Origin of the sequence: Dyella tabacisoli, assembly GCF_003350925.1 — a bacterium.
GTDB classification, from domain to species: domain Bacteria; phylum Pseudomonadota; class Gammaproteobacteria; order Xanthomonadales; family Rhodanobacteraceae; genus Dyella_C; species Dyella_C tabacisoli.
Genome location: NZ_KZ857173.1, coordinates 500,053 through 523,862, shown reverse-complemented (window position 1 = coordinate 523,862; position 23,810 = coordinate 500,053). Strand labels below are relative to the sequence as shown.

At 61.1% G+C, this 23,810-nt stretch carries 21 protein-coding genes; 13 read left to right on the top strand and 8 right to left on the bottom strand.

The window, feature by feature from the left end:
- Nucleotides 1-51: 51 nt before the first annotated feature.
- The 3 genes from DVJ77_RS02070 to DVJ77_RS02060 all read left to right on the top strand — a co-directional run bounded on the left by DVJ77_RS02070 (nt 52) and on the right by DVJ77_RS02060 (nt 1,781).
- Nucleotides 52-480 (top strand): MerC domain-containing protein, encoded by a 429-nt coding sequence (locus DVJ77_RS02070; protein WP_114843783.1) that lies wholly within the window; start codon nt 52-54, stop codon nt 478-480.
- An 82-nt stretch (nt 481-562) separates the two neighbouring features.
- The gene (locus DVJ77_RS02065; RefSeq protein WP_114843782.1) at nt 563-1,543 is read left to right on the top strand and encodes a cation diffusion facilitator family transporter; all 981 of its coding nucleotides are present in this window, start codon (nt 563-565) and stop codon (nt 1,541-1,543) included.
- 76 nt (nt 1,544-1,619) lie between these two features.
- The gene (locus DVJ77_RS02060; RefSeq protein WP_114843781.1) at nt 1,620-1,781 is read left to right on the top strand and encodes a 30S ribosomal protein THX; all 162 of its coding nucleotides are present in this window, start codon (nt 1,620-1,622) and stop codon (nt 1,779-1,781) included.
- Between the two features lie 101 nt (nt 1,782-1,882).
- On the opposite strand, the gene DVJ77_RS02055 is transcribed toward DVJ77_RS02060, so the two are convergent.
- The 3 genes from DVJ77_RS02055 to DVJ77_RS02045 form a co-directional block, all read right to left on the bottom strand.
- Nucleotides 1,883-3,472, bottom strand: coding sequence for a GMC family oxidoreductase (locus DVJ77_RS02055; RefSeq protein ID WP_114843780.1), 1,590 nt, complete (start codon nt 3,470-3,472; stop codon nt 1,883-1,885).
- Nucleotides 3,473-3,516: 44 nt separating this feature from the next.
- On the bottom strand, nt 3,517-4,752 hold the full coding sequence (hutI, locus tag DVJ77_RS02050; protein ID WP_114843779.1) for an imidazolonepropionase: 1,236 nt from the start codon (nt 4,750-4,752) through the stop codon (nt 3,517-3,519).
- Nucleotides 4,753-4,818: 66 nt separating this feature from the next.
- Nucleotides 4,819-6,393, bottom strand: a complete 1,575-nt coding sequence (locus DVJ77_RS02045; RefSeq protein WP_114843778.1) for a bifunctional GNAT family N-acetyltransferase/carbon-nitrogen hydrolase family protein — start codon at nt 6,391-6,393, stop codon at nt 4,819-4,821.
- 46 nt (nt 6,394-6,439) lie between these two features.
- Here DVJ77_RS02045 and hutG point away from each other — a divergent pair, with 46 nt between their 5' ends.
- Nucleotides 6,440-7,522 carry a formimidoylglutamase gene (gene hutG, locus DVJ77_RS02040; RefSeq protein WP_318530895.1) on the top strand — a complete coding sequence of 361 codons (1,083 nt, stop codon included), beginning with the start codon at nt 6,440-6,442 and terminating at the stop codon, nt 7,520-7,522.
- Between the two features lie 134 nt (nt 7,523-7,656).
- Here the strand turns inward: hutG and DVJ77_RS02035 are convergent, their stop codons facing one another.
- Entirely contained in the window at nt 7,657-8,577 is a 921-nt protein-coding gene (locus DVJ77_RS02035; protein ID WP_114843776.1) for a LysR family transcriptional regulator, read from the bottom strand.
- A 114-nt stretch (nt 8,578-8,691) separates the two neighbouring features.
- On the opposite strand from DVJ77_RS02035, the gene DVJ77_RS02030 reads away from it, so the two are divergent.
- Both DVJ77_RS02030 and DVJ77_RS02025 read left to right on the top strand, forming a co-directional pair.
- Nucleotides 8,692-9,459 (top strand): glucose 1-dehydrogenase, encoded by a 768-nt coding sequence (locus DVJ77_RS02030; RefSeq protein ID WP_114843775.1) that lies wholly within the window; start codon nt 8,692-8,694, stop codon nt 9,457-9,459.
- Between the two features lie 40 nt (nt 9,460-9,499).
- Nucleotides 9,500-10,618, top strand: a complete 1,119-nt coding sequence (locus DVJ77_RS02025) for an aldo/keto reductase (protein WP_114843774.1) — start codon at nt 9,500-9,502, stop codon at nt 10,616-10,618.
- Between the two features lie 50 nt (nt 10,619-10,668).
- Here DVJ77_RS02025 and DVJ77_RS02020 read toward each other — a convergent pair whose 3' ends face one another.
- Nucleotides 10,669-11,172, bottom strand: a complete 504-nt coding sequence (locus DVJ77_RS02020; RefSeq protein WP_114843773.1) for a Spy/CpxP family protein refolding chaperone — start codon at nt 11,170-11,172, stop codon at nt 10,669-10,671.
- Nucleotides 11,173-11,337: 165 nt separating this feature from the next.
- Here DVJ77_RS02020 and DVJ77_RS02015 point away from each other — a divergent pair, with 165 nt between their 5' ends.
- The 6 genes from DVJ77_RS02015 (at nt 11,338) to DVJ77_RS01990 (ending at nt 19,787) form a co-directional block, all read left to right on the top strand.
- Complete coding sequence (locus tag DVJ77_RS02015; protein WP_114843772.1) at nt 11,338-12,033, top strand: response regulator; 696 nt, start codon at nt 11,338-11,340, stop codon at nt 12,031-12,033.
- Complete coding sequence (locus DVJ77_RS02010; protein ID WP_114843771.1) at nt 12,030-13,376, top strand: HAMP domain-containing sensor histidine kinase; 1,347 nt, start codon at nt 12,030-12,032, stop codon at nt 13,374-13,376. Before DVJ77_RS02015 ends, DVJ77_RS02010 begins: the two co-directional genes overlap by 4 nt.
- A gap of 79 nt (nt 13,377-13,455) precedes the next feature.
- Entirely contained in the window at nt 13,456-14,442 is a 987-nt protein-coding gene (locus DVJ77_RS02005) for a DMT family transporter (protein WP_114843770.1), read from the top strand.
- 124 nt (nt 14,443-14,566) lie between these two features.
- Complete coding sequence (locus tag DVJ77_RS02000) at nt 14,567-17,542, top strand: glycoside hydrolase domain-containing protein (protein WP_114843769.1); 2,976 nt, start codon at nt 14,567-14,569, stop codon at nt 17,540-17,542.
- Nucleotides 17,543-17,823: 281 nt separating this feature from the next.
- Nucleotides 17,824-18,813, top strand: a complete 990-nt coding sequence (locus DVJ77_RS01995) for a TolB family protein (RefSeq protein WP_114843768.1) — start codon at nt 17,824-17,826, stop codon at nt 18,811-18,813.
- Entirely contained in the window at nt 18,810-19,787 is a 978-nt protein-coding gene (locus DVJ77_RS01990) for a TolB-like translocation protein (protein ID WP_114843767.1), read from the top strand. The genes DVJ77_RS01995 and DVJ77_RS01990 overlap by 4 nt, the downstream gene beginning before the upstream one ends.
- 8 nt (nt 19,788-19,795) lie before the next feature.
- Here the strand turns inward: DVJ77_RS01990 and DVJ77_RS01985 are convergent, their stop codons facing one another.
- On the bottom strand, nt 19,796-21,067 hold the full coding sequence (locus tag DVJ77_RS01985; RefSeq protein ID WP_114843766.1) for an alkaline phosphatase family protein: 1,272 nt from the start codon (nt 21,065-21,067) through the stop codon (nt 19,796-19,798).
- Between the two features lie 49 nt (nt 21,068-21,116).
- Between DVJ77_RS01985 and DVJ77_RS01980 the strand changes: the two genes are divergently transcribed.
- The gene (locus tag DVJ77_RS01980; RefSeq protein ID WP_162791326.1) at nt 21,117-21,596 is read left to right on the top strand and encodes a hypothetical protein; all 480 of its coding nucleotides are present in this window, start codon (nt 21,117-21,119) and stop codon (nt 21,594-21,596) included.
- Between the two features lie 22 nt (nt 21,597-21,618).
- Here the strand turns inward: DVJ77_RS01980 and DVJ77_RS01975 are convergent, their stop codons facing one another.
- Complete coding sequence (locus DVJ77_RS01975) at nt 21,619-22,101, bottom strand: methylated-DNA--[protein]-cysteine S-methyltransferase (RefSeq protein ID WP_380037960.1); 483 nt, start codon at nt 22,099-22,101, stop codon at nt 21,619-21,621.
- Between the two features lie 82 nt (nt 22,102-22,183).
- On the bottom strand, nt 22,184-23,695 hold the full coding sequence (locus DVJ77_RS01970; RefSeq protein ID WP_191983652.1) for a DNA-3-methyladenine glycosylase 2: 1,512 nt from the start codon (nt 23,693-23,695) through the stop codon (nt 22,184-22,186).
- Nucleotides 23,696-23,810: the final 115 nt, after the last annotated feature.

The window sequence follows — 23,810 nt, the reverse complement described above, 5'->3', positions numbered from 1 at the left end:
CGCTTGCCTGTGATGAAGCAACCCGTCACGCTTAACGACTTAGGCCGACCGATGGACTCCGAGCAAGTGCAGAAATCCCGTGGGTGGTACATCGCCGATCGCATAGGTGCGATGGCTTCGTTCCTGTGTGCGGTGCACTGTGCCGCGCTGCCGTTCGTGTTGGCGTTGTTGCCGATTCTGGGCCTGGAGTTTCTTGCCGATCATCGCTTTGAACGCGGTTTTGTGTTCTTCGCCTGCGTGCTTGCCTTGGTCAGCCTCATCAGCGGCTATCGCCGCCACCATCGACCGCTGCCCTTGTTCTTTGCGTTGCCTGGGTTGACCCTGCTGGTGCTTGGCGTGACCTATGCCGAGCGCTACTCGATCGGCCTGCACAGCGTGTTGGTCACCTGTGGAGGCCTGCTGTTGGCATCGGCGCATTTCATCAATCTGCGTACCGATCGCCAGCACACTCACGTGCACGGCCCGCACTGCGCCCATTGATGGACATGCCGATGAATGGGCCGATGAATGGGCCACGGGCTGGTGATTGTGTAACGGCGCGCACGCTTTCTAGCATGTTCCGATGAACACACCGCATACCTCCGTGCCGCATAGCCACGGATCGCACTCACACTCGCACGACCATCACGATCACTCGCATGCGCACGCCGCGGGCGGCGGATTCGAGGGCCGCGAGCGCAAATTGTTATTCGCCTTTGTATTGACCACGGTCATGATGATCGCCGAAGTTTTCGGCGGCTTCTGGTCTGGCTCACTGGCCTTGCTGGCCGATGCGGGCCACATGATGGTCGATTCACTGGCCCTGTTATTGGCTGTGATCGGCGCGTGGTTTGCGAAGCGTCCCGCCGATGCGCGGCGCAGTTACGGTTATGGCCGCATGGAGGTATTGGCTGGCTTCGTCAATGCGCTGACCCAGTTTGCCCTGGTGGCTTTTATTGCCTACGAAGCGATCGCGCGATTGTTCAATCCCAGCCCGATTCTTTCCGGGGTGATGCTGATCGTGGCGGTGATCGGCTTGCTGGTGAATCTGGTGGTACTGCGAACCTTGCACGGCCACGCGCATGACGACGTCAATGTGGCCGGTGCGAGCCTGCATGTGCTGGGCGACCTGCTGGGTTCGGTGGCAGCCGTGCTGGCGGCGCTGGCGGTGCGCTGGATGGGCTGGCTATGGGCTGATCCGGTGCTTTCGTTGCTGGTTTCGTTGCTGATACTGAACAGCGCGTGGCGATTGCTGCGCCGCTCGGCGCATATCCTGCTGGAAGGGGTGCCCGAGGGCATGGATACCGCCGAGGTGACCATGGCATTGCGCACGGCCGATGCGTCGATTCGCGATGTACACCATTTGCACGTATGGCAGCTCGCCTCTGGCTTGCGCATGGCCACCCTGCATGCCGAGCTGCATGAGGAGGGCGATAGCGCGCGGGCTCTACAGGCGATCCAGCAGATGCTGAATGACCGTTTTGGCATCCAGCACGTTACCGTGCAGATCGACCCTGGCGCCTGTCCTGACCCCGTGCAGGGCTGTAAGGGCCATAGTCATTAAGTAGCCGGATTTGGCGCTTTAGGCCGGCGCTGCTACGATGATCGGCCGTTCATCTCACGAATCTAAGGAAACTCCCATGGGCAAGGGCGATCGCAAGACCCGTCGCGGCAAAACTTACCGTGGCAGCTATGGCAACAGCCGTGTGCATGGCGCGCAGCCTGCTGTCGTTGGCGCCAAGGAAACGGTGACCAAGCCAGCCGCCGCCAAGAAAGCCGCGCCGAAGAAAAAGTCGGCTTAACTGCCGGCTGGTTTTATGGCACGACAAAAACCCCGCCTGGCGGGGTTTTTTGTGGGTGGCTGCTTGCCGAACCCAGGCCGGATCGGCAGGGCCGGCAAATTTCAGTGGCCCGTTGCCGCCAGCCAATCAGCAGCGCGCTCGCCGATCATGATCGTTGGCGCGTTGGTATTGCCGCTGACAATGCTCGGCATGATCGAGGCGTCGGCGATGCGTAGACCCTCGACACCGCGCACGCGTAGCTCGGGGTCGACGACGCTGTTGGAATCGCTGCCCATCCGGCAGCTCCCGACGGGGTGATAAACGGTGTCGGCGCGTTGGCGAATTTCCGCACGCAGCTCGTCGTCCGTTGTCTTCATCGGATACATGTCTTCGGGCTTGGCCGCAGCCAGTGCCGGCGCGTGCATGATCTTGTGCATGAGGCGAGCGCCACGCACCAGCACGTCGAGATCTTCTGGCGCACTCAGAAAGCCGGGATCAATTAACGGCGCAACACGAGTATCTGAACTGACGAGCGCGACGCTGCCACGGCTCTTCGGTTGCAGCGGACAGATGTGGCCGGTGATGCCGGTACCCAGATGAAGCTTACGGGCATGGTCATCGACGATGGCGACAATGAAATGCAGTTGAAGGTCTGGACGTTGCAACGATGGGTCCGATTTGAAGAAACCACCGGCTTCGGCGAAATTGCTCGCGATCATGCCGCGGCGCTCGCGGCGATAGCGGATCATTTCACGAATCATGCGCAGCGGCTCGCTGGCGGAGAAGCCGATCAAGTCGGAGTTGCGTACACGGTGGCAGGTGGTGAAGTCGAGATGGTCGTGCAGATTCAAGCCGACTTCGGGTGCGTCGTGCAGCACGGGAATGCCGAGCGTCTTGAGCTCCTTGGCCGGCCCGACGCCAGAGCACATCAGCAATTGCGGCGTGCCGAATGCGCCGCCGGCCAATACCACCTCGGCGCGCGCCCGTAGATTGCTGCGTTGGCCGTCGCGCTCGATCTCGACGCCGACCGCACGCTTGCCCTCGAACAGGATGCGCAACGCCTGGGTGTTTTTCAGTACATCCAGATTCGGCAATGGCGCGCTATACAGATAAGCACGCGCTGCGTTCCAGCGTTCACCATCCTTGATCGTCCTTTGATAAAGGCCGGCGCCTTCCTGTGTTGCACCGTTGAAATCATCGTTCCGCGGGAATCCGGCTTGCTGTGCGGCCTCGACAAACCATGTGGAAAACGGGCTCGGATCGGGCGAGTCGCTTACATGCAGCGGACCGCCGCTACAGTGCCAGGCATCCGCGCCGCGCTGGTTGTCCTCGCTGCGCTTGAAGTAGGGAAGCACCTCATCCCAGCTCCAGCCGTTACAACCTTGCCGCACCCAGTCGTTATAGTCATCGTGCTGGCCGCGGATATAGATCATGGCGTTGATCGAGCTTGATCCACCGAGTCCGCGCCCGCGCGGCTGGTAACCTCGACGGCCGTTCAAGCCCGGCTGCGGCACCGTTTCGTAGCCGTAGTTGCGCGCATTGCGGCGTGGTCCAACGAGTGCGATTGCGCTGGGGATGCGAATCAGAAAGCTGTCGTCACCAGGTCCGGTTTCGAGCAAGGCGATACGGGCCTGTGGGCGTAGCCGCGCTAGTCGTCCAGCGACGGCGCAGCCACCCGAGCCGGCGCCGACGACGATGAAGTCATATTCCATGCCCATACCTCATAGTCGATTGCGGAGCGCGGCCCTGGCGTTATTCAAGCAGCTTGCTCATGAGTTGCCAGCAAGGTGTGTCGCAGCAGCGGCCCACCGATCCAGTAACACATTTCAGCCGGATGGCGGACTTGCCAGATCGCCAGGTCCGCGCGCTTGCCCACCTCCAGCGTGCCGCGATCGTCGAGGCCGAGCGCCCTGGCTGCATGCACGGTAGCGCCGCGCAGAGCTTCTTCCGGGGTCAGTCGAAATAGTGTGCAAGCCATGCCTACGGCCAGTCGCAGCGATAGCAAGGGCGAGGTGCCGGGATTGCAATCCGTGGCGACGGCCATGGCAACGCCGTGCTTGCGCAAAAGGTCGATCGGCGGCAGCTTGGTTTCGCGCAGCGCATAGAACGCGCCGGGCAGCAGTACGGCTACAGTGCCGGCAGCGGCCATGGCTTGTGCCCCCGATTCGCTCAGATACTCCAGGTGATCGGCGGACAGGCCATGGTATTGAGCCACCAGCGCGGCGCCGTCGAGATCAGACAATTGCTCGGCATGCAGCTTTACCGGTAAGCCCAGCGCCTTGGCACATTCGAACATGCGCTGGGTTTCTTCGCGACTGAAGCCGATGTTTTCGCAGAAAGCATCCACCGCATCGACCAAGCCCTCAGCGGCCAACGCAGGCAACATGTGGTCGCAGGCCAGGGCGACATAGTCCGCGCGGCGTTCCTTGTATTCGGGCGGCAAGGCATGCAGGCCGAGAAAGGTCGTACGCACCGTGATACCCAGCGAGGCGCCGATGCGTCGCGCCACGCGCAGCATGCGGCGTTCGCTGTCGAGATCGAGGCCGTAACCGGACTTGATCTCGATGGTGGTGACGCCATCGGCAAGCAGTGCTTGTGCACGCGGCAGCGATTGCGTGTATAGCGCATCCTCGTCGGCAGCGCGGGTGGCCTTGACGGTGGAGACGATGCCGCCGCCGGCGCGGGCGATCTCTTCGTAGCTGGCGCCGTTGAGGCGCAGGTCAAATTCGTGTGCACGATCGCCGCCGAACACCAGATGGGTATGGCAGTCGATCAGGCCGGGGGTTACCAGGGCGCCGTCCAGATGCTGGACATGGTGAGCCAGCGACGATGCGTCGGCGGGCAGTTCGTCGCGGCGGCCGACCCAGGCGATGTGTCCGTCCTGCAGCGCGATTGCGCCATCGGAAATCAAGCCATAGGGGGCATGGTTGGCGAAGGTGGCCAGGGTGGCGTCGAGCAGCAGGTAGTCCCAGCGTGCTGGTATTGAAGTCATGTGGGGTGCTGTCATTGGGGATGCAGTTATGTGGGCTTGCGATGGTTGTCGTCGTGATATTGCGGGTCATGCGCCGCTATCCGGTTTACGGGCCCAGCGTGTTTCGTACAGATCGAAGCGGCGATCTTTCAAGTTCTGCACGGCACCGGAGTTGCGCGCGCGAGCCAGGTTTTCCAGGCGTAAGTCGGCGAACAGTACGGTTTCGATATTGGGGGTGGAGTCGGCTGCAATACCGTCGCGCGCGAAAGGAAAATCACTTGGCGTGAGGATGCAGCTCTGACCGTACTGAATGTCGAAATTGTTTACCCCAGGCAAATTGCCGACATTGCCAGAGAGCACCACGTAGCACTGGTTTTCGATAGCGCGTGCCTGCGAGCAATAGCGCACGCGCAGATAACCCTCGCGGACATCGGTGCAGAACGGTACAAACAGAATCAGCGCGCCCTGGTCGGTGAGATGCCGCGCCACCTCGGGAAATTCCGCGTCGTAGCAAATCATCACACCGATCGGGCCGCAATCGGTTTGCACGGTAGCGGCACTGTTGCCGCCGATGATGTTCCACACGGTGCGCTCGCTCGGCGTCGGGTGAATTTTTGCGCGTTCGTGGATCGAGCCGTCGCGCAGACACACATAGCAGACATTGTGGATTTCGCCGGCATCCATCTCGGTGGGATGCGAGCCGGCGATGATGTTGATGTTGTAGTGCACCGCCAATCGGCTGAATAGCTCTTTCACCTGCGGCGTGTATTGGCTGAGCGTGCGGATCGAATCGACCGGCGACAGTTCTTCGTTCTCGATCGACAGCAACTGCAGCGTTATCAGTTCGGGAAAAGTGACGAAGTCGGCGCTGTAGTCGGCGGCGATATTGGTGAAGTACTCCACCTGGGTGGCGAACTCTTCGAACGAGCTGATGCGGCGTTGCAGGTATTGCACCGACGCGACGCGTACCGAGTCGGGCAGATGCTGCGGTGACGGGATCGACGGAATATCCGGTTGATTGAGCAGGCGCGGATTACGCCACACCAGATGCGCGGCATAGCCGAGCGACTCGTAATCCCCCTGCACATAGCCGCGCAACAAGCCGATCAGCTCAAATTCGTTGCCGAGCTGAAAGCTCAAGGTTTGGTCGCGGCGCTTGCCTTCCACCACCGCTTGCACATACGCCTCGGCACTGCCGTAGCGAGAGAAGTTTTTCGCCAGTCCGGGGATGCGCCCACCGAACACGATGCCGCGCAGCTTGAGATCGGTGCATAAGCGTTTACGCGCCTGATACAGGCGCTGGCCGATGCGCATGCCGCGAAAATCGGGGTGTACTACGACCTCCATGCCGTAGAGCCAGTTGCCATCGGGTTTATGCCGCGAGGCCATGCCGCCGCCGGTGATCTGCATCCAGGTATGCGGCGCCAACGCGGTGGCTTCGTCGATGCGAAAGGTGGCGCAATAGCCGGCCAATCGGCCTTCATACTCGACGACGAACTGCCCCTCGGGGAAATGCGTTTGCTGAGATCGCAGCATTTCCGCCGAATGGCCCCATTCCGGGGTATAGACGCGGCCGGTCAGTTCGACCAGGGCTGGCACGTCGGCGGGAGTCGCCTGGCGCACCAACAGCTTTGGGGTGTGCTCGTTCGTCTTCTTGGCCATGTGGGCATTATGCAGCAGCCATGGGCCAGGAAAGGTGTCGAGATAAATGCAGCCGGCTACACTGCGTGGCCTACGCACGGGAGCCTTATATGAGCGAGACCAGCCGCCTTTTTCACCACGCCATCACCTCAGTAAGCGGCCTGAACGTGCCGCAGCGCCCGGTGACCCTGTAATGGAGGGTTGGAGCGGGCGAGTCGATCCCTCCGTGAGCGGCGATGCGCGGCGCTGGCATCAGGTCGTGCGTGCTGTCGAAACGAGCGCGCCACCCGGTGTTGTCATGCTGGGCTTTGCCTGTGACGAGGGTATCCGCCGCAATGGCGGCAGAGTGGGGGCCGCTGCCGGGCCTGTCGCGTTGCGCTCGATGCTGTCCAATCTCCCCGTGCTGAACGAAAGTCCGCTGTATGACGCCGGTGATGTGGCCTGCGGCGACGGCGATCTGGAGGGGGCGCAATGGCGCTTTGCCGAGCGGATAGCGCAAGCACTGGATGCCGGTCACGTGCCGGTCGGTTTAGGTGGCGGGCATGAAATCGCGTTTGCCACCTATCAGGGTCTGGCCCGACATCTCCTGGTCAATGGCAAGCAGAGGTATTCCAAGCCGCGAGTGGCGATCATCAATCTGGATGCTCACTTCGACCTGCGCAAGCAGGAGCAGGGCAGTTCGGGGACGCCGTTTCTGCAGGCGATCGAACACGCCGCACAGCACGGTCTGGCGCTGGAGTATTTCTGCCTGGGTGTCAGTGCATCGGCCAATACGCGGCAACTGTTCAGCACCGCCGACGAGCATGCGGTGTACTACCGGCACGACGATGAACTGACCTTGCTCAGCCTGTCGCAACAGATCGAAGCGTTGCAGTCGCGGTTGAAATCGGTAGACGTTATTCATCTGAGCATCTGCCTGGATGTACTGCCCGCCGCGATGGCTCCCGGCGTCAGCGCACCTAGCGCACGTGGCATGCCGATGGAGGTCATCGAGCCGTTGTTGGCGGCGATCGCGGCCACCGGAAAAATTGCGGTGATGGACGTCGCCGAGCTTTCGCCGCCTTTTGATCGTGACAACAGCACGGCTCGCGTTGCCGCGCGTTTGATTCATCGAGTTACGCATGCCATTGAGCGTGCGAAGAGTGCCTAGATAGAAGGCGACGTTCTTCGATGTCCTATAGGTTCTCATCCATGATCGGGCTGGTTGTTACACCACGCTGCTTACGGTGTTTACCAAACATGACTGCAAGTACGACATTCACAAAGTAATCGTGCGGTGCCGAGTCAGCCTACGGCTGCAATGCGTTGACGCAGAAAATCGGCAAATACACGCAGCTTGGGCGGTACCTGAAGGCGGCTTGGGTAATACAGATAAAAGCCGTCGAAGGGCGGTAGCCAGTTATCCAGTACGGTTTCGAGCTGGCCGCTGGCGATCAGTTCATGCGCCATCGGTTCGGTGGCGTGCATCAAGGCCACGCCGTCGACTGCGGCGCGTAATGCCATGCCTGGCTCATTAGTGGTGAGCGGGCCGTCGACATCCATTTCAAACCATTGCCCCTTCGTGGGGCCGTTAGGGTGGGCAAACTCCCAGCGATAGATCGCACCGCTGCTGGCGTAGCGAAAACGCACGCAGGCGTGCTGCTGTAAATCATGCGGATGCTGCGGTCGGCCGTGCTCGGCAAAGTAGGCGGGCGAGCCGACGACCACTGAACGTTGCTGGCCGCCCAAGGGCACCGCGACCATATCGCGCGCCAACCGCTCGCCCAGGCGAATGCCGGCATCGAAGCCCTCGGCGATCAGATCGACGAGGCGATTGTCGGAGTGAATCTCCAGCTTCAAATCCGGCCAGGCGCGCAGAAACTCGGACAGTACCGGCGTTATCAGCCAATCGAGAATGCCTTGCGGCACCGTGATACGCAGCGTGCCGGTGGGGCGGCCGCCATGCTGGCGCAACTCGTCGATCGCCGCGTCGATCTCGCCCAGCGCCGGGGTGATTCGCTGCAAAAAGATTTGACCGGCTTCAGTCAGGCCCACTTTGCGTGTCGTTCGCTGTAGCAGGCGCACGCCTACGCGTTGTTCGAGCTGGCGCAAGGTCTGGCTCAGGGCCGAGGCGGTTACTTCCAGCTCGGCCGCGGCTCGGGTGAAGCTGCCATAGCGCGCTATCAGACGGAACGCGCGTAAGGCGGGGCTGAAATCATCGGACATGGCCGGGTTTGCCTATTAGTTAGTATTTCTTAATAAAGCATGCACAAGATCCATATTTTTCTTTGAAATGGCAAGTACCAAGCTACGCCCCATCAACCACATAGGGCAGGACTCATGACCATCTCGGGATTCAATTTAGGTAATAAAGTCGTCGTCGTTACTGGTGCATCGTCAGGTATCGGCGCAGCCACGGCACGGGCCTTTGCCCGTGAGGGCGCCAAGGTGGTGCTGGCGGCGCGCCGGGACGCCGAAGGGGAGGCGGTCGCCGCTTCGATCCGCGCAGCCGGCGGCACGGCGATTTTCGTGCAGGCCGATGTAACGCAAGAGCAAGACATGCAGCGGCTGATCGACACGGCGATCAGCACATACGGACGGCTCGACATCGCTTTCAACAATGCCGGCATCGAAGGGCAGATCGCTCCGCTGCTGGAGCAGAGCAACGACAACTTCGAGCAGGTCATGAACACCAATGTGCGCAGTGTGTTCTGGGGCCTCAAGCATCAGATCGCCGCGATGTTGAAAACCGGTGGCGGCGCGATCATCAACAATTCGTCGGTCGGCGCTTACATCGGATTTCAGAATGCCGCGGTCTATATCGCCAGCAAACATGCCGTGATGGGTCTGACCAGGACGGCGGCGTTGGAGTATTTCCCGCAAGGCATTCGGATCAATGCGGTGAACCCCGGCATCATCGACACGTCGCTACAGGATCGCCTGTGGGGTAACGATGACAGCAAATACGGTTTCGCCAACAACACCGTGGCGGGCCGCATCGGCACCAGTGAAGAAGTGGCTGAGGCCGTGCTGTTTCTCGCGTCGGACAAAGCCAGTTTCTTCAGTGGACAAGGTCTGGTGATGGACGGCGGATACCTCGCTCAGTAATTGGCACGCGCCGCATATCGACATTCGACAGGAGCCCAGCATGTCTTTGCATCAGTACTACACCCTTGGCCGTTCCGGCCTGCGCATCAGCCGCCTCGCCCTCGGTACCATGACTTTTGGTGACGATTGGGGCTGGGGCGCGGCGGAAGACACCGCCCGCAGCATGTTCGATCGCTATCTCGAAGCCGGCGGCAATTTCATCGACACTGCCGACCTGTACACCGAAGGCAGCAGCGAGAGCCTGCTGGGCAAGTTCATCGCCGACAGCGGTGTGCGCGATCGCGTGGTGGTATCGACCAAGTTCAGCTACAACGCCCAACCCGGCAACCCGAACGCGGGCGGCAATGGCCGCAAGAACATCATGCGTGCGGTAGAGGGGTCGTTACGCCGTTTGCGCACCGACTACATCGACCTTTATCTGTTGCATACCTGGGATCGCATCACCCCGGCCGAAGAAGTCGTGCGCACGCTGGATGACTTGGTGCGCGCCGGCAAAATCCGTTATGCCGGCTTGTCCGATGTGCCGGCATGGTATGCGGCGCGCGCACAGACCTGGGCCGAGGCGCATGCGTTGACGCCACTGGTCAACCTGCAGTTGGAATACTCGCTGATCGAGCGGCATATCGAGCATGAGTTCGTGCCGTTGGCGACCGAGCTGGGCATGGGTATTACCGCCTGGAGCCCTATGGGCATGGGGCTGCTGTCTGGTAAATATCGACCCAGCGAAGCGGGTGGCACGGGCGATGGGCGTCTCGCCAAAATAAGCGGCGCGCCCGGTTTTGATCGCTTTACCGAGCGCAACTGGCGGATCGTTGCCGCGCTGGACTCGGTCGCCATGGAGATCGGTCGGCCGATGGCGCAAGTGGCTTTGAATTGGGTGGCAACCCAGCCGGGTATTGGCTCGGTCATCATCGGTGCGACCAAGCTGGCCCAGTTGGATGACAACCTTGCCGCGCTGGATTTCGAGTTGCCGTATGAGCTGCGCGTCAAGCTCGATGCCGCCAGCGCACCTGCAACGCCGTTTCCGTATTACATGTACGCCGATAAGCAGCAGACACGTATCCACGGCGGTGTGGCGGTAGGCAGTAAGCCAAGCGGCTATGCGCCGAAAGTATGGGTGGATGCGGTGCCGACCCCAGAGCTTGCGCATAAAGCTTGAAGTCGAGGTAAAACCCCTCCCCCCGCATGAGCAGGGGGAGGGCTGCCGTATTACTGCGCCGGCTGGTTGGTCGAAGGCAGCGGGTTCTGCGTCTTGAATTGCTGCCACTGCTGCTTGCGTGCTTCATGCGCAGCCTTGAGTGTGGCCAACTGCGATTTCTGCGAGCTGTTCAGCACCGCGTAGATCTGCGCTTTCAGCGCCGCGCGCTGGGTCAGGCGAGCAACGGTCAGTTGCCCCTCGGCCTGCGCCAGGCTGGCTGCGGCCGATTGATAGTTCGGCGAATCCGGGGTCAATGCCTCGAACGCGCTGCGCTGCTGTCGCACGGCCTGCATTTGCGGCTTGAGTTGGGCGAAGCCCTGCTTGACGATGTCTTTGATGCTGGCGCGTTGAGCGTCGCTGAGGTTGAGTTTCTGCAACTCGCGGAAACCCTCGCCGCCATGGCCATGACCGTGCCCCTGGCCGCCGAAATGCTCGCCATCGGGTGCGGCGAACGCCAGCGCCGAGCAGGCAAGGGCGGTGGTCAGAAGAATGGAAAGCGGGATGATCTTGCGCATGTGAAGTGCTCCTGTGGGGTGGGATCAACTTGCACCACATTGGATGACATTAACGCGTATAAGATCATTGCGCGTAGGTAAAGATGCGTAAAGACGAGCCATGCATGGGCCTATGTGGCTTAGGTTTGCGCCAACTCGGCTCCCCTTGTTGTCCAAAACCCAGCTATGTCCCGAATCCTGATCGTCGACGATGACCGCGAGCTATGCGCCTTACTGGCCGAATACCTGCGTCGCGAAGGTATGCAGGTAGAGGCGGTACACGACAGCGCGGGGGCCTTGGAGCAATTACGCGACCCGGCCTTGCGCCCCGATCTGCTGATACTCGATGTGATGATGCCGGGCCGCAATGGGCTCGATACGCTGCGCGAACTGCGCCTGCAGTACCGCTTGCCGGTGATTATGCTGTCCGCGCGGGGCGAGCCGGTGGATCGTGTGGTCGGGCTGGAACTGGGTGCCGATGATTATCTATCCAAGCCCTGTTTGCCGCGTGAATTGCTGGCGCGCGTGCGCGCCCAGTTACGGCGGCATACGGTGGAAGGCGCGGCTGCGTTGAGCGTGGGCAATCTACGGCTATTGCCGGGCGAGCGCCGTGCCTATGTCAACGAGCAGGAGTTGATACTCACGGGTGCCGAATTTCTATTGCTGCTTACGCTTGCCCAACGCAGCGGTGAAGTGATCGACAAGGCCACGCTGACGCGTGCGGCGCTGGGGCGCGAGTTGGAGCGTTTCGATCGCAGCATCGACGTGCATGTGAGCCGGTTACGGCAGAAATTGACTCAGGCTTCGGCGCAAGCGCCGCGCATCGATTCGGTGCGTGGTTCCGGTTATGTGCTGGTAACCGGCGCGGGTTCGCGGCCATGAACTCCTTCAAGAGTCCGTTGTTTTGGCGTCTGCTGATCGGCTTCTGCACGGTCAATCTGTTGGTGCTGCTACTGGGCGGTTTCCTGACCCGTCGCTTTATTGAATATTCCACGATTCAGGAAGTGAACTGGACCGAGTTGGCGCAAGCGGCGAATCAAGCCTATGAAAGTGGTGGTGCAATCGCGCTTGATGACTGGGCGCGACAACAGCGCCAAGACGGCATCGAGGCGACCCTGTATGAGGATGGCCGGGCGCTGCGCGAGATTCGTCTATTGCCATCGATTCGGCGATCGCTGCCGGTATGGCTTGGCGAGCAGCGCGATATCGTACTTAAGCCCTGGCCGGGCTACGAAGTGGTCGTACAGCAAGTGAGCGGCAGCGATGGCCACCGTCAATTGGTCGCCTCAAGCAGTGCGCGTGCAAGACTGCCGCCGCATGCCCGGCAGCAGGTTCTGCTGGCCGTGCAATTGGGGCTCTCGTTGCTGTTGATCGGTGCCGCCGGTTGGTGGATCGCGCGCAGCGTGGCTCGCCCTGTCAAAGCCTTGCGCGATGCGACACAGCGAATGACCGCCGGTGAGTTCTCCGCGCGGGTCAGCCGGCGATGGAGCGCCAAGCACGACGAACTTGGTCAGCTTGCGCGCGACTTCAATGCGATGGCGGAACGTACCGAGACGCTGATTACCCACGACCGCGGTGTATTGCAGGATCTTTCGCACGAGCTGCGCTCGCCACTGGCACGGCTGCAGTTGATTCTTGATCTTGCCCAGCACAGCACGCATGCCAGCGAAGCGGCGGCGCATTTTCAACATGCCGAGCGTGAAATCGGCCGGCTGGATCGATTGACGGCGGAGATGCTCGCCTTATCGCGCCTTGAGGGCGGCTTGCCCGGTATCGAACGCGAGCGGCTTAACCTCGGCGAACTGGTGGCCGAGCGTTTGCACGCAGCCCAAGTCGAAGCCGGCGCACGAGGCATCCAAATGCAGATGTCCGACGTGGCCTCCGTGACCGTAACCGGCAATGCCATGTTGCTTGAGCGTGCGTTGGATAATCTGATTGCGAATGCGATCAAGTTCAGTCCCGAGCATGGTGTCGTCGAAGTCCGGTTGCAGGCGGCACACGGCCAGGCCACGGTGTCGATACGCGACCATGGTCCCGGTGTTCCGCCTGACGAGTTGACTCTGTTGTTTCGGCCATTCTTTCGCGGCAGCAATGCGGCGCGTGCCGATGGCCATGGTCTGGGTCTGGCGATCGCGCAACGCGTGGCGCAGGTCCATGGAGGCGACATGGGCGCGAAGAATGCCGAGGGCGGCGGGCTTGAGGTGCAATTTCGGATGCCGGTCTAGTCGGGTTATCGCCGCGCCGTACGCAAGGGCGCTTCGATTTGCCACACTGCACTTCTTCATCTTTGCCTGCCGGATGCCGATGCGCTCGAACGCTCTCGCCGCTGTGGGGTTGGCGCTTTGCGCTGCCTTGTTTTTTACCTTGACCTACGTGCTTAACCGCAGTCTGGTGGCAGGCGGCGGGCATTGGGCATGGGCGGTCATTCTGCGTTACTTGTTCACTTTGCCGATGTTGGCGCTGGTCTTGCCCTGGCAGGGCGGGCTCGGGCAACTGCCCAAGGAGCTGCGTCAGTACCCACGAACATGGTGGCTATGGAGCAGCGTAGGTTTTGTATTGTTTGGCGTGCCGTTGACCTGGGCGGCGAGCAGTGGGCCGTCATGGCTGGTCGCCGGCAGTTTCCAAACCACCGTGCTGGCTGGGCCGTTGCTGGCGCCGTTGATTTATCGCGATGAGCGTCGCCGGCTTGCCTGGCGCAGCCTGGCCATCGGCGTTTTGATTGTCGGGGGTGTATTTGCGATGCAGTTGGGGCATGCGCAAGGGCGGCTTGGTCTTGGCGACTGGCTGGCGATAGCGGCCGTGGTTTTGTCGGCGTTTGCTTATCCACTGGGCAATCGTATGTTGCTCTTGCATCTGGAGCATGGCGAAACACAGTTGAATGCGGTGCAGCGGGTCTTTGGCATGACTTTGTGTAGCTGGCCGCTGTGGCTGCTGTTCGCCGTGATCGCATGGTTTACCGTCGGGCCGCCGGGGCCGCGCGAAATGCTGCTGGCCGGTGGTGTGGCGCTGTCATCGGGGACGATTGCCACGGTGCTGTTTTTCCGCGCCACCGATATGGTGCGGCGCGAGCCCGGTGCATTGGCCGCCGTGGAAGCGATGCAGGCGGCCGAGCTGCTTTTCGCCACGATGCTCGGTGCGCTCTTTCTGCACGAGGCCTGGCCGCACGGCTACGCAGCACTGGGCGCGCTGGCGATCATCGTCGGCATCGCTGCCTTTGGATGGATCACCGGTCGCGATGCCGCTGGCGACACTGAAGCGGTTCGCGTCTTGCGCAGTGATCGCAGTGCATGACTTCTTGCTCTTGCTGATTGGCATATGCCGCGTTAAACCTTGAGATTCATAAGTTGCGAATGGCATCAAGGCAGAGGGGAATAGAGTGAGCAAACGGCGCCTTCAAGGCCATATGACGCGGTGCATGTTCGCGATGGCTGCACTGAGCGGTGCAACCATGGCCATGGCAACACAGGCCGAGCAACCTGTATTGCGCTGGGACGCGCAAAGCTATGGCAATCACCGCTATACAGCACGGGTGGAGAAGGCTGCCGACGCCGTGCACGTTATCTTGCCTTGGCGTCGTCGCGATGCTCATCCCGAACAAGTCGCGGTGATCGTGACCGGGCCGGACGGCAAGGTGATTGCTAATGTGCTGCGCGGCAGCATCGATCGCGCCAGCGGCGAACTGGTATTTCAGGCGGCGCAGGCTGGCGTCTATGCGATTTACTACCAATCGTATCTCAGCAACGGTCGCAGCAACTATCCCACCGTGACTTATCCGGCGCCCAAAGACAGTGCTGATTCCGCATGGGTGCGTAAGGTCGGCAAAGATGCCCAAGCGTGGAAACGGCTGCCGCAGGCGAGCGTACTTGGCTACGAAGCCGTCGATGATTTCGACGCCTATACCGCCATGGAGCGCACCGCGACACCGGTTGAGTTGCAGGCGCTACTGGCGTCGAACGCTGCCGCAACGTTGCTGCTGTTTCCAGAAACGCGCGCCAATCCCATACGCATGCTCGATACCATTCCCGAGCGTTGGGCGCAGCGGGGTGCGGGTGGTGAATTCAGCGACGAAGCACTACGCGGCGAGTACCTGAGCTTTCAGGTCGGTCTATGGGCGCCGCAGGCTATGGTGGCTAATGTGCAGGTCAGCTTTGCCGACTTGCAGGGCCCCGCTGACGCCATCATTCCGGCCAGGGCGCTGACCTGTTTCAACCTCGGTGGCATCGACTACGCAGGCCAGCCATTCAGCACCCGCGTGAATGTGGCGCAAGGGCGAGTGCAGCCATTGTGGATGGGCCTGGACATTCCCACCGATGCGAAGCCCGGTGTATATCGCGGCGAATTGACGATCAGCGCCGATGGCGTACCTGCGCAGCGTGTGCCACTGGCGATTACGGTGGGCGCGGCTGCCGCCGTCGCGCATGGCGACGATCAGCCCTTCAAGCTCAGCCGCCTGCGCTGGATGAACTCGACCCTGGCGCAAGACGATACGCTGGTGAAACCATTCACTGCGGTCAGCGTGAAAGGTTCGACGCTGGGCATTTTGGGCCGCGACGTAAAGCTGGATGCCAGCGGATTGCCGGCACAGATCGACAGCCATTTCGATCAGCGCATGACCGGCTTCGCCAAACAGCCACAGGCGATGCTGGCGGCACCGATGCGGTTATTGGTGCAGGACGCCGCCGGCGTGCATGCATTGAGCGCTGCGCATCGGCCTGCTGTGCAACAGGACGGGCCGGGCAGGGTGCATTGGCAGATCAACGGTAACGCAGGCCCCTTGCAGGGCGAGGTACAAGCCAGCCTGGAGGCGGATGGCACGTTGAGTTACGCGATTGCCTTGACCGCGGACAAGCCGATCACGTTGAGCGATATTCGGTTGGAGATTCCGCTACGCGGCGAGGTGGCGCAGTATCAACTTGGCCTCGGGCGGCAAGGCGATCGCGCACCGGTCGATTTCAGTTGGATCTGGAACGTCGAAAACAATCAGGACGGTGCCTGGATCGGTACGACCAATGCCGGCCTGGAGTTTCATCTGCGCGACGAGCATTACCAGCGTCCGCTCAATACCAATTTCTATCATCAGAAGCCCTTGTTGATGCCCACCTCGTGGGACAACGGCGGGCAGGGCGGAGTCAGGCTCAAGCGCGATGGCGCACGTTATATGGTCACTGCGTTCAGCGGCGGGCGCACGATGGCGGCCGGGCAGACTTTGCGCTACGACATCGTGATGCGGGTAACGCCATTCAAGACGATCAAGCCGGCGGAGCATTTCGCCGCTCGCTATTTCCACAAGTACAGTGATCTCGATGAGATCAAGCGCGATGGTGCGGATGTGGTGAATATTCATCACGCCACGCCGATCAATCCATGGATCAACTACCCGTTCCTGGAAGCCGACAAGATGCGCGCCTACATCGACGCGGCGCATCAACGCGGCATGAAGGTGAAGATCTACGACACGATTCGCGAAGTATCCGATCGCGCGCCCGAGCTGCCGATGCTTGAAAGCCTTGGTCATGAGGTTATCAGCGCAGGCAAGGGCGGTGGCTTCTCCTGGTTGCAAGAGCATCTCAACGGCGACTACATCGCAGCCTGGCACGTACCGGAAAATCGCGATGCGGCGATCATCAACGCCGGCCAGAGTCGTTGGCATAACTACTACATCGAAGGCTTGGATTGGCTTGCCCGCAACGTCGGCATCGATGGCCTGTATCTGGACGATGTGGCTTACGACCGCACCACCATGAAACGCGTGCGCAAAGTGTTGCAGCGACATCGCGAACAGCCGTTGATCGACCTGCATTCGGCCAGTCAATACAACCCGCGCGACGGCCATATCAACAGCGCCTTGTTGTATATGGAGTTGTTCCCTTATATCGACCGGCTGTGGTTTGGCGAGGAGTTCGATTACGAGAAAACTTCGCCTAGCTACTGGCTTACCGAAATGTCCGGTATCCCCTATGGCCTGATGGGCGAGATGCTGCAGCACGACGGCAATCCATGGCGCGGCATGTTGTTCGGCATGACCAGCCGGCTGGGTTGGTCCGCCGGTAGCGATCCTCGTCCGCTATGGAAGTTGTGGGACAGCTTCGGTATCGAGCAGGCGGACATGATCGGCTGGTGGGTACACGACGCACCCGTGCAGACCGGGCGCGACGACGTGCTCGCTACCAGCTATGTGCGCAAGGGCAAAACCATGATCGCCCTGGCCTCATGGGCGCCGCAGCAAACCACGGTGAGCTTGAAGATCGATTGGAAGGCACTGGGCTTGCAGCCAGGCAAGCTGAAGCTGACAGCGCCGGCGGTAGAAAATTTCCAACCGGCCGCGACGTTTCGACCCGGTGACGCGATTCCGCTCGAACCCGGTAAAGGCTGGTTGTTGATACTTGAGTAAGCGCTCCGAGTAGGTTGGGCTGAACGAAGTGATGCCCAACGTTGGGCGCAATGTTAGGCGCAAATGTTAGGCGCAAATGTTTGGGTTCGCTTTGCTCACCCCAACCTACGTGCTGCGAATGCCGCGTCACCCTCCGGGATTACGTCGGAAGTCTCTGCACCCAACGCATTCGCGCCGGCACGTAGGTTGGGCTGAACGAAGTGATGCCCAACGTTGGCGCAACGTTGTCATTGTCATCAGGCCGGTATGACCGCCGGCACACCACTCACAGGAATGACGTAATGTCACGACCGATTGCAGGCTGTCTGTTGGCTGTTCTGGCGCTTGCTGCGAATGCCGCGTCACCCTCCGGGATCACACCGGAGGTCTTTGCACCCGGAGTGATTTCGGCCGGCACCAACGTATTCGCGCCAGCCTTCAGCCCGGATGGCCGCGACGTGTATTTCACCAGTGCCACGGCGCAGGCGTCGACCATCATGGTCTCGCATCGCCAAGGCGAGGCCTGGTCCGCACCGCAGGTGGCATCGTTCTCTGGTCAATGGGGCGATCTTGAGCCGGCGATGGCACCGGATGGTTCGTTTCTGCTGTTCGCCTCAAGCCGTCCTGCAACCGCCGGGGGGCAGCCGTTGGATGGCGTATTCAACGGCAAGACCTGGCCGGGCGCTGGCGGCAATTTGTGGCGGGTGGATCGGCACGGCGATGGCTGGGGTGCGCCACAGCATCTGCCGGCGATCATCAATGGCAACACCGGCGTGTTTTCGCCCAGCGTCGCCGCAGACGGCAGTCTGTATTTCATGCAGCCGGATCCAGTCAGCGGCAATTTTCATATTTGGCATTCGACTTATGCGCATGGCCGTTATCTGGCCGCGCAAGCGCTATCGCCAGGTGATGCCGATAGTGAAGAGGTGGACCCGGCGATAGCACCGGATCAGTCCTTCATGGTGTTCAGCCAGCGTCATCCATTGAAGAAGGATCGCAACCGCCTACAGATCGTGTTTCGTCAAGGCGATGGCTGGAGCGCGCCGCTGGATCTGGGCGATGCGGTCAATGGCGCGGGCGGCAATATCGAGTCGCGCCTGGGTATCGATGGGCATACGCTCTATTTCAGCAGCTCGCGTAGCGCGCCGGTGAGCTATCCACGCAGTCCCGCGCAGGCCGATACCTTTGTGGCGAGCATGCAAAATTGGGACAACGGGACTCGGCATATATGGCGCATTTCATTGCTGCCTTGGCTTGAGGCGCGGCAAGCAACGCATGGAGCCACGAAATGATGTATCCCTCGCTTGGATTTCGCTTGCTGTGCCTGGTCACGATGCTGATCGGTTCATCCACGGCTTTTGCCGAGGTGGCGAATGAACCCGTACCGGAAATATTCGCGCCGGGTGTGATCTCAGGTCCGGCGCATGATTCGGCGCCTGCATTCATGCCTGATGGCAACACGGTTTACTTCAGCCGCAGCAGCGGCGCGCAGTCGATCATTCTGGTTTCACGGCGTAGCGGCGATACCTGGTCACAGCCGGTGGTAGCGGCGTTTTCAGGCGCGTGGAACGACCTTGAGCCGACCATGGCGCCTGATGGCTCTTATATGGTGTTTGTGTCGAATCGCCCGGCGCATGCAGGTGGTGTACCGATCGAAGGTACGTACCAGGGCGGCAAGCAAAACGGCGGCAACTTGTGGCTGGTACGCCGCCAGGGCACGGGGTGGAGTACGCCGGAGCGTTTGCCGGACACGGTCAACAGCAGTACGGCGACTTTTGCGCCAAGCATCGTCGCGGACGGCAGCGTGTATTACATGCATCCACAAGCGGAGACCGGCAAATTCCGCCTGTTCCGTTCGCAGTACCGAGAGGGCACCTGGGAGGCCGGACAACCGTTACCTTTCAGCGATGGGCGTATAGGCGATGTCGATCCAGCGGTGGCGCCGGATGAATCTTTTATCGTATTCAGCTCGGCTCGTATGCCCGAGCGCAGCATGGATCTGTTTATCGCTTTTCGCGATCACGGCCAGTGGCATGCGCCTATCTGGCTAGGTGCAACCGTCAACAGCATGGGGTCCGATGCCGAGGCCCGGCTAGGGCCGGATCACCGTACGCTTTATTTCAGCAGCGAGCGCACCATGCCGGTGCGGTTTCCGCGCGGCTTTGCGCAGGCGCAGGCCGATGCGGTGCGCCAGAACGCCTGGGATAACGGCAACTACAATATCTGGCATATATCCCTGGCGCCGTGGCTGGATGCACATCCATGAACAGGCGGCTATTTGAGCATGCCCTTCACGGCCTCGTAATCGCCATCGTTGCTGGCGGCCGGTAAGCCCAGCAGGTGGGTCATCAATGGATAGACGTCTACATTCGGAAACGCATCGACGTGGATGCCTTCGAGAAACGCCGGGCCGTGCGCTATGAACACGGCTTGCATCCTCGGGTCGGCATTGTCGTAACCATGTTCACCCAGGCTTAGCTTGCCTTTGTGCGTGGCCAGGTAGTCGGTGGTGCTGATACGCCAGCCGACGTCTGCAAGGCACAGCAACTGCGGCACGCGCGGGTTGCTGCCATAGACCAGCCGGGCCGGTACCCGTGATTTGTCCCAGCACTGCATGTGCTTTTGCGGCTTTTCCAGTTTCGCGGTGATCTTGGCGAAATGCTGCAGTGAAAGCGCATCGTTCGATTTCGGATTGAAGCCGGCGAGTACACCCATGCTGACGGATTCAACTTGGTTGAGCGGGACGAGTTTGTCGAGCCGGATGCTGTTCTTTGCCGGGACCGATGCCATGCCGTGGTCGGCCAGTACGATCATATTGATGCGGTCGAACAGTTGGCGTTGTTGGAGGCCTTGCACGAGCAGGGCGAGTGCGGCGTCGGTTTCGCGCAGCGCCTGATCGACCTGCGGTGTATCAGGGGCGAAATCGTGGCCGGCGTGATCGACGGCGTCGAAGTACAAAGTCAGAAAAGTAGGGCGCTCACCGGCCGGCAGGTCGAGCCAGGCCAACACTTGATCCACTCGTTGTGCCGCAGTCACCTTGCCGTCGTAGGGTTTCCAGTAATCGGGATGCATGCCGTGAATATCGGCTTCGGAACCCGGCCAGAACATGGTGGCGCTTTTCAGGCCGTGCCGGCTCACGGTTTCCCACAGCGGCGTGCCTTCGGACCACCAATGGCCATCGCTCACGGCCGCGCGGTTACTCAGTGAAAACTTGCCGAGCTCGGCGTCGATCATGGTGTTATTGACAATGCCATGATGGTCCGGGCGTAAGCCGGTAACGATGCTGTAGTGGTTCGGGAAGGTCAGCGACGGAAACGAGGGCTGCATCGAAGCTGCCTGCACGCCGTTTTTTGCCAGCATCGCCAGGGTGGGGCTGAGGCCGCGTTCGATGTAGTCCGCGCGGTAGCCATCGATGGAGATCAGCAGCAACGGCGTCGGCGCTGGGGCGATGACAGTGATTGGCGCCGGGGGGCTGCTGTGCTGGGTGGCGCAACCGGCGCTGAATGCCGCCAGCACGCAAAACAACAGGCGAAACGAGAATTTCATATGCAGGCTCGTACGATAACCAGACAATCGGCCATGATCGCCTAGTCACATGACTATTTCACGTTTGATTTCCATGAGATGGGTACGGATAAGTCCGGCATCTATAAAAGCAACCCGCTTTATCGTTTTGACGCTGGCAGGCGCGATGGCGCTCGGTAGTGTGGGTAGCGCCTGGGCCTGGCAGCAGAAGCCGGCCACCCAGCCGTCGCAGTCCACGGCGGCAAACACGGCGGCAAACGATGCCAGTGAGCGTTATAAGCAAGCCGTAAAGCAGCAGCAGTTGAACGACCAGCTACAGAAGAACCACCTGGAAAATCAGTTGCAGCAGCACTCGCAGAATACGGCGCTTGCGCCGAGCGCAAAAAACCCTTTGCTGAGGCAGCAGTTTGACGATGCCGACCGTGCGCGCGAGCAGCGTTATCGGGCGGGGCAGCAGGATTTGCTTGATCGCTACAAGAATGCGGTAGCCCCACGGGTTGCCCCACCCCTGCCGCAGCCAGCCAATCCGCCGCCGGTTCAAGAACAATAAGGCGTCTGCAATAAGGTGTCAGTTACTGCGCCGCAAATAGATCGCCACGCGCTATGCGGTCTTCCATCGACAGCAACCATTGTTTTGTCGGCAAGCCGCCGCCGAAACCGGTCAGGCTGCCATTGCTGCCGATAACCCGGTGGCAAGGCAGCACGATCGGCAGAGGGTTGCGCCCGTTCGCCGCACCCACCGCGCGCACGGCCAGTGGCTGACTGATGCGCCGGGCCAGTTCGGCGTAGCTGATGGTTACGCCGTAGGGGATGCGGCCTAACTCCTGCCATACCTGGGTTTGGAACGGGGTGCCCAGTGGGTGCAACGGCAGGTCGAAGACTTGCCGTTCACCGGCAAAGTATTCTTCAAGCTGGCGCCGCGCGAACTCCAGTGGTTCGCGCGCTTGTATCCAGGTACTCGAAGCTGCTTTGGGATAGCGGTTTTTTTCAAACCAGACCTCGCGCAGGCCATGCCGATCGGCAACCAGGCGCAGCCGACCGATCGGGGCCGGCATATCGCAGAAATAGATGCGGTCGTCATCGATCTCGACGCGATGGATCGCGCTTTTGTGAGCTGATGTATTCATGCCGATGTATTCATGTTGTCGTTTTCGTGGGGCGGCTGCGCGGCAGCGGGGCTGCATCACTGGCACTGCGCCACAGATGCATCACCGTGTAGGCCCGCCATGGACGCCAGGCCTCGGCTTTCGCGGTAAGCGCCTTGGTGCTCAGTTCCGGGCCGTCGCCCGCGGCGACGCGACGCAGAATCAGGTCGGCGGCGGGAAAGGCATCAGGGTGGCTGAGTGCGCGCATGGCCATGTAATGCGCAGTCCATTCGCCGATACCGGCCAAGCCTATCCAGCGCGCGACAAACTCGTCCAGTGGTTGTTCGCTGCGAAAATCGACGCGTCCATCAAGCAAAGCCTGGGCAACTCCGCGCACGGTATTGGCGCGAGCGGTGGTCAGGCCGAGTGCGCCCAGGTCGGCGTCGGCAAGCGCTTCAGGTCCGGGAAACAGGCGCTCTAATCCGGCAACGGCAGGTGTTGTCAGCGGGGTGCCATAGCGCTGCACGATACGCGTTGCCAGCGTACGCGCCGCTGCGACACTGATCTGCTGGCCGAGAATGGCGCGTACCGCGATTTCAAAGCCGTCCCAGCCGCCCGGCAGGCGCAGGCCCGGTCGGCGTTGCAGTAGAGGCTTCAACACGCGATCGTCGCGCAACGTGTCGCCGATCATCTGCGGATCGGCGTCCAGATCGAACATGCGCCGCAGCTTGCCGACGATGCCAAGCAACTGCTCCGGGCGTGGACAGTGCAATTGCAGTTGCAGCGCGTGTTCTGCGCCAGGCCAGGCGCTCAGGCGCAGCCAGCCTGGCGCATCGGCAGGGCCGAATACTCGCGCATAACTGTGTTCGTCAACTTGCTCTACGCCCGGTAAAGCGCGGGTACGCAAGAACGACAACAGCGCTTCAAAATCGTAGGGTGGGCGATAGCCCATGCGCAATACCAGCGCATCGTCCACGGTCGCGCGCGGATGACGACGCAACTCGCGCGGTGGAATTCGGTTGGCCTGCAAGAAGGCCGCATTGAAGCGCCGCAGGCTGCCAAAGCCCGACGCCAGCGCGACCTCGGTCACCGGCAACGCGGTCTCGGTCAACAGTTGCTTTGCAAACAGCAGCCGGTGCGTGGTGTGGACGCTGATCGGCGGTGCGCCGAGGCGCTCGACAAACAAGCGGCGAAGTTGACGGGCGCCAACGCCGACACGCTCGGCCAGTTGTTCCAACGACAGCTCGCCGAGCGAACCGTGTTCGATAAGCTTCAGCGCACGGCTCACCACGTGATCGCCATGGCGCCAGTTGTCGTTACCTGGCGACAACTCCGGCCGGCAGCGCAGGCAGGGTCTAAAGCCGGCGGTTTCGGCTGCCGCCGCGCTCGGGTAGTAGCGCACGTTTTGCGGTTTCGGACTGGGTGCGGGGCACACCGGTCGACAATAGATGCCGGTACTGGTGACCGCGGTGAAGAACAGACCGTCAAAGCGCGCATCGCGGCTTAGCCGGGCCTGTTCACAGACATGGACGGTTGGCAGGGCAGGGGCTGGCGAGATCGACATGGGCGCAGGCTAGCACTGTCGTCGGCAGCAAACTCGTCGTTTTCGGACATCAATACTTAAGCCGCCGCGTGGTCACAGACGTCTATAATCGGGGTTCGCCCTCCCTTGTTCAGGT

What these genes read in the sequence shown, in the direction of transcription:
- DVJ77_RS01990 (WP_114843767.1), top strand. Translation starts at nt 18,810, where the DNA reads ATGATGTATCCCTCGCTTGGATTTCGCTTGCTGTGCCTGGTCACGATG.
- DVJ77_RS02030 (WP_114843775.1), top strand. Translation starts at nt 8,692, where the DNA reads ATGACCATCTCGGGATTCAATTTAGGTAATAAAGTCGTCGTCGTTACT.
- DVJ77_RS02020 (WP_114843773.1), bottom strand. Translation starts at nt 11,172, where the DNA reads ATGCGCAAGATCATCCCGCTTTCCATTCTTCTGACCACCGCCCTTGCC.
- DVJ77_RS02010 (WP_114843771.1), top strand. Translation starts at nt 12,030, where the DNA reads ATGAACTCCTTCAAGAGTCCGTTGTTTTGGCGTCTGCTGATCGGCTTC.
- DVJ77_RS01995 (WP_114843768.1), top strand. Translation starts at nt 17,824, where the DNA reads ATGTCACGACCGATTGCAGGCTGTCTGTTGGCTGTTCTGGCGCTTGCT.
- hutI (WP_114843779.1), bottom strand. Translation starts at nt 4,752, where the DNA reads ATGACTTCAATACCAGCACGCTGGGACTACCTGCTGCTCGACGCCACC.
- DVJ77_RS02055 (WP_114843780.1), bottom strand. Translation starts at nt 3,472, where the DNA reads ATGGAATATGACTTCATCGTCGTCGGCGCCGGCTCGGGTGGCTGCGCC.
- DVJ77_RS01975 (WP_380037960.1), bottom strand. Translation starts at nt 22,101, where the DNA reads ATGCCGGCCCCGATCGGTCGGCTGCGCCTGGTTGCCGATCGGCATGGC.
- DVJ77_RS02045 (WP_114843778.1), bottom strand. Translation starts at nt 6,393, where the DNA reads ATGGCCAAGAAGACGAACGAGCACACCCCAAAGCTGTTGGTGCGCCAG.
- DVJ77_RS02025 (WP_114843774.1), top strand. Translation starts at nt 9,500, where the DNA reads ATGTCTTTGCATCAGTACTACACCCTTGGCCGTTCCGGCCTGCGCATC.
- DVJ77_RS02015 (WP_114843772.1), top strand. Translation starts at nt 11,338, where the DNA reads ATGTCCCGAATCCTGATCGTCGACGATGACCGCGAGCTATGCGCCTTA.
- hutG (WP_318530895.1), top strand. Translation starts at nt 6,440, where the DNA reads ATGCAGCCGGCTACACTGCGTGGCCTACGCACGGGAGCCTTATATGAG.
- DVJ77_RS01980 (WP_162791326.1), top strand. Translation starts at nt 21,117, where the DNA reads ATGACTATTTCACGTTTGATTTCCATGAGATGGGTACGGATAAGTCCG.
- DVJ77_RS02060 (WP_114843781.1), top strand. Translation starts at nt 1,620, where the DNA reads ATGGGCAAGGGCGATCGCAAGACCCGTCGCGGCAAAACTTACCGTGGC.
- DVJ77_RS02000 (WP_114843769.1), top strand. Translation starts at nt 14,567, where the DNA reads ATGTTCGCGATGGCTGCACTGAGCGGTGCAACCATGGCCATGGCAACA.
- DVJ77_RS02005 (WP_114843770.1), top strand. Translation starts at nt 13,456, where the DNA reads ATGCGCTCGAACGCTCTCGCCGCTGTGGGGTTGGCGCTTTGCGCTGCC.
- DVJ77_RS02035 (WP_114843776.1), bottom strand. Translation starts at nt 8,577, where the DNA reads ATGTCCGATGATTTCAGCCCCGCCTTACGCGCGTTCCGTCTGATAGCG.
- DVJ77_RS01970 (WP_191983652.1), bottom strand. Translation starts at nt 23,695, where the DNA reads ATGTCGATCTCGCCAGCCCCTGCCCTGCCAACCGTCCATGTCTGTGAA.
- DVJ77_RS02065 (WP_114843782.1), top strand. Translation starts at nt 563, where the DNA reads ATGAACACACCGCATACCTCCGTGCCGCATAGCCACGGATCGCACTCA.
- DVJ77_RS01985 (WP_114843766.1), bottom strand. Translation starts at nt 21,067, where the DNA reads ATGAAATTCTCGTTTCGCCTGTTGTTTTGCGTGCTGGCGGCATTCAGC.
- DVJ77_RS02070 (WP_114843783.1), top strand. Translation starts at nt 52, where the DNA reads ATGGACTCCGAGCAAGTGCAGAAATCCCGTGGGTGGTACATCGCCGAT.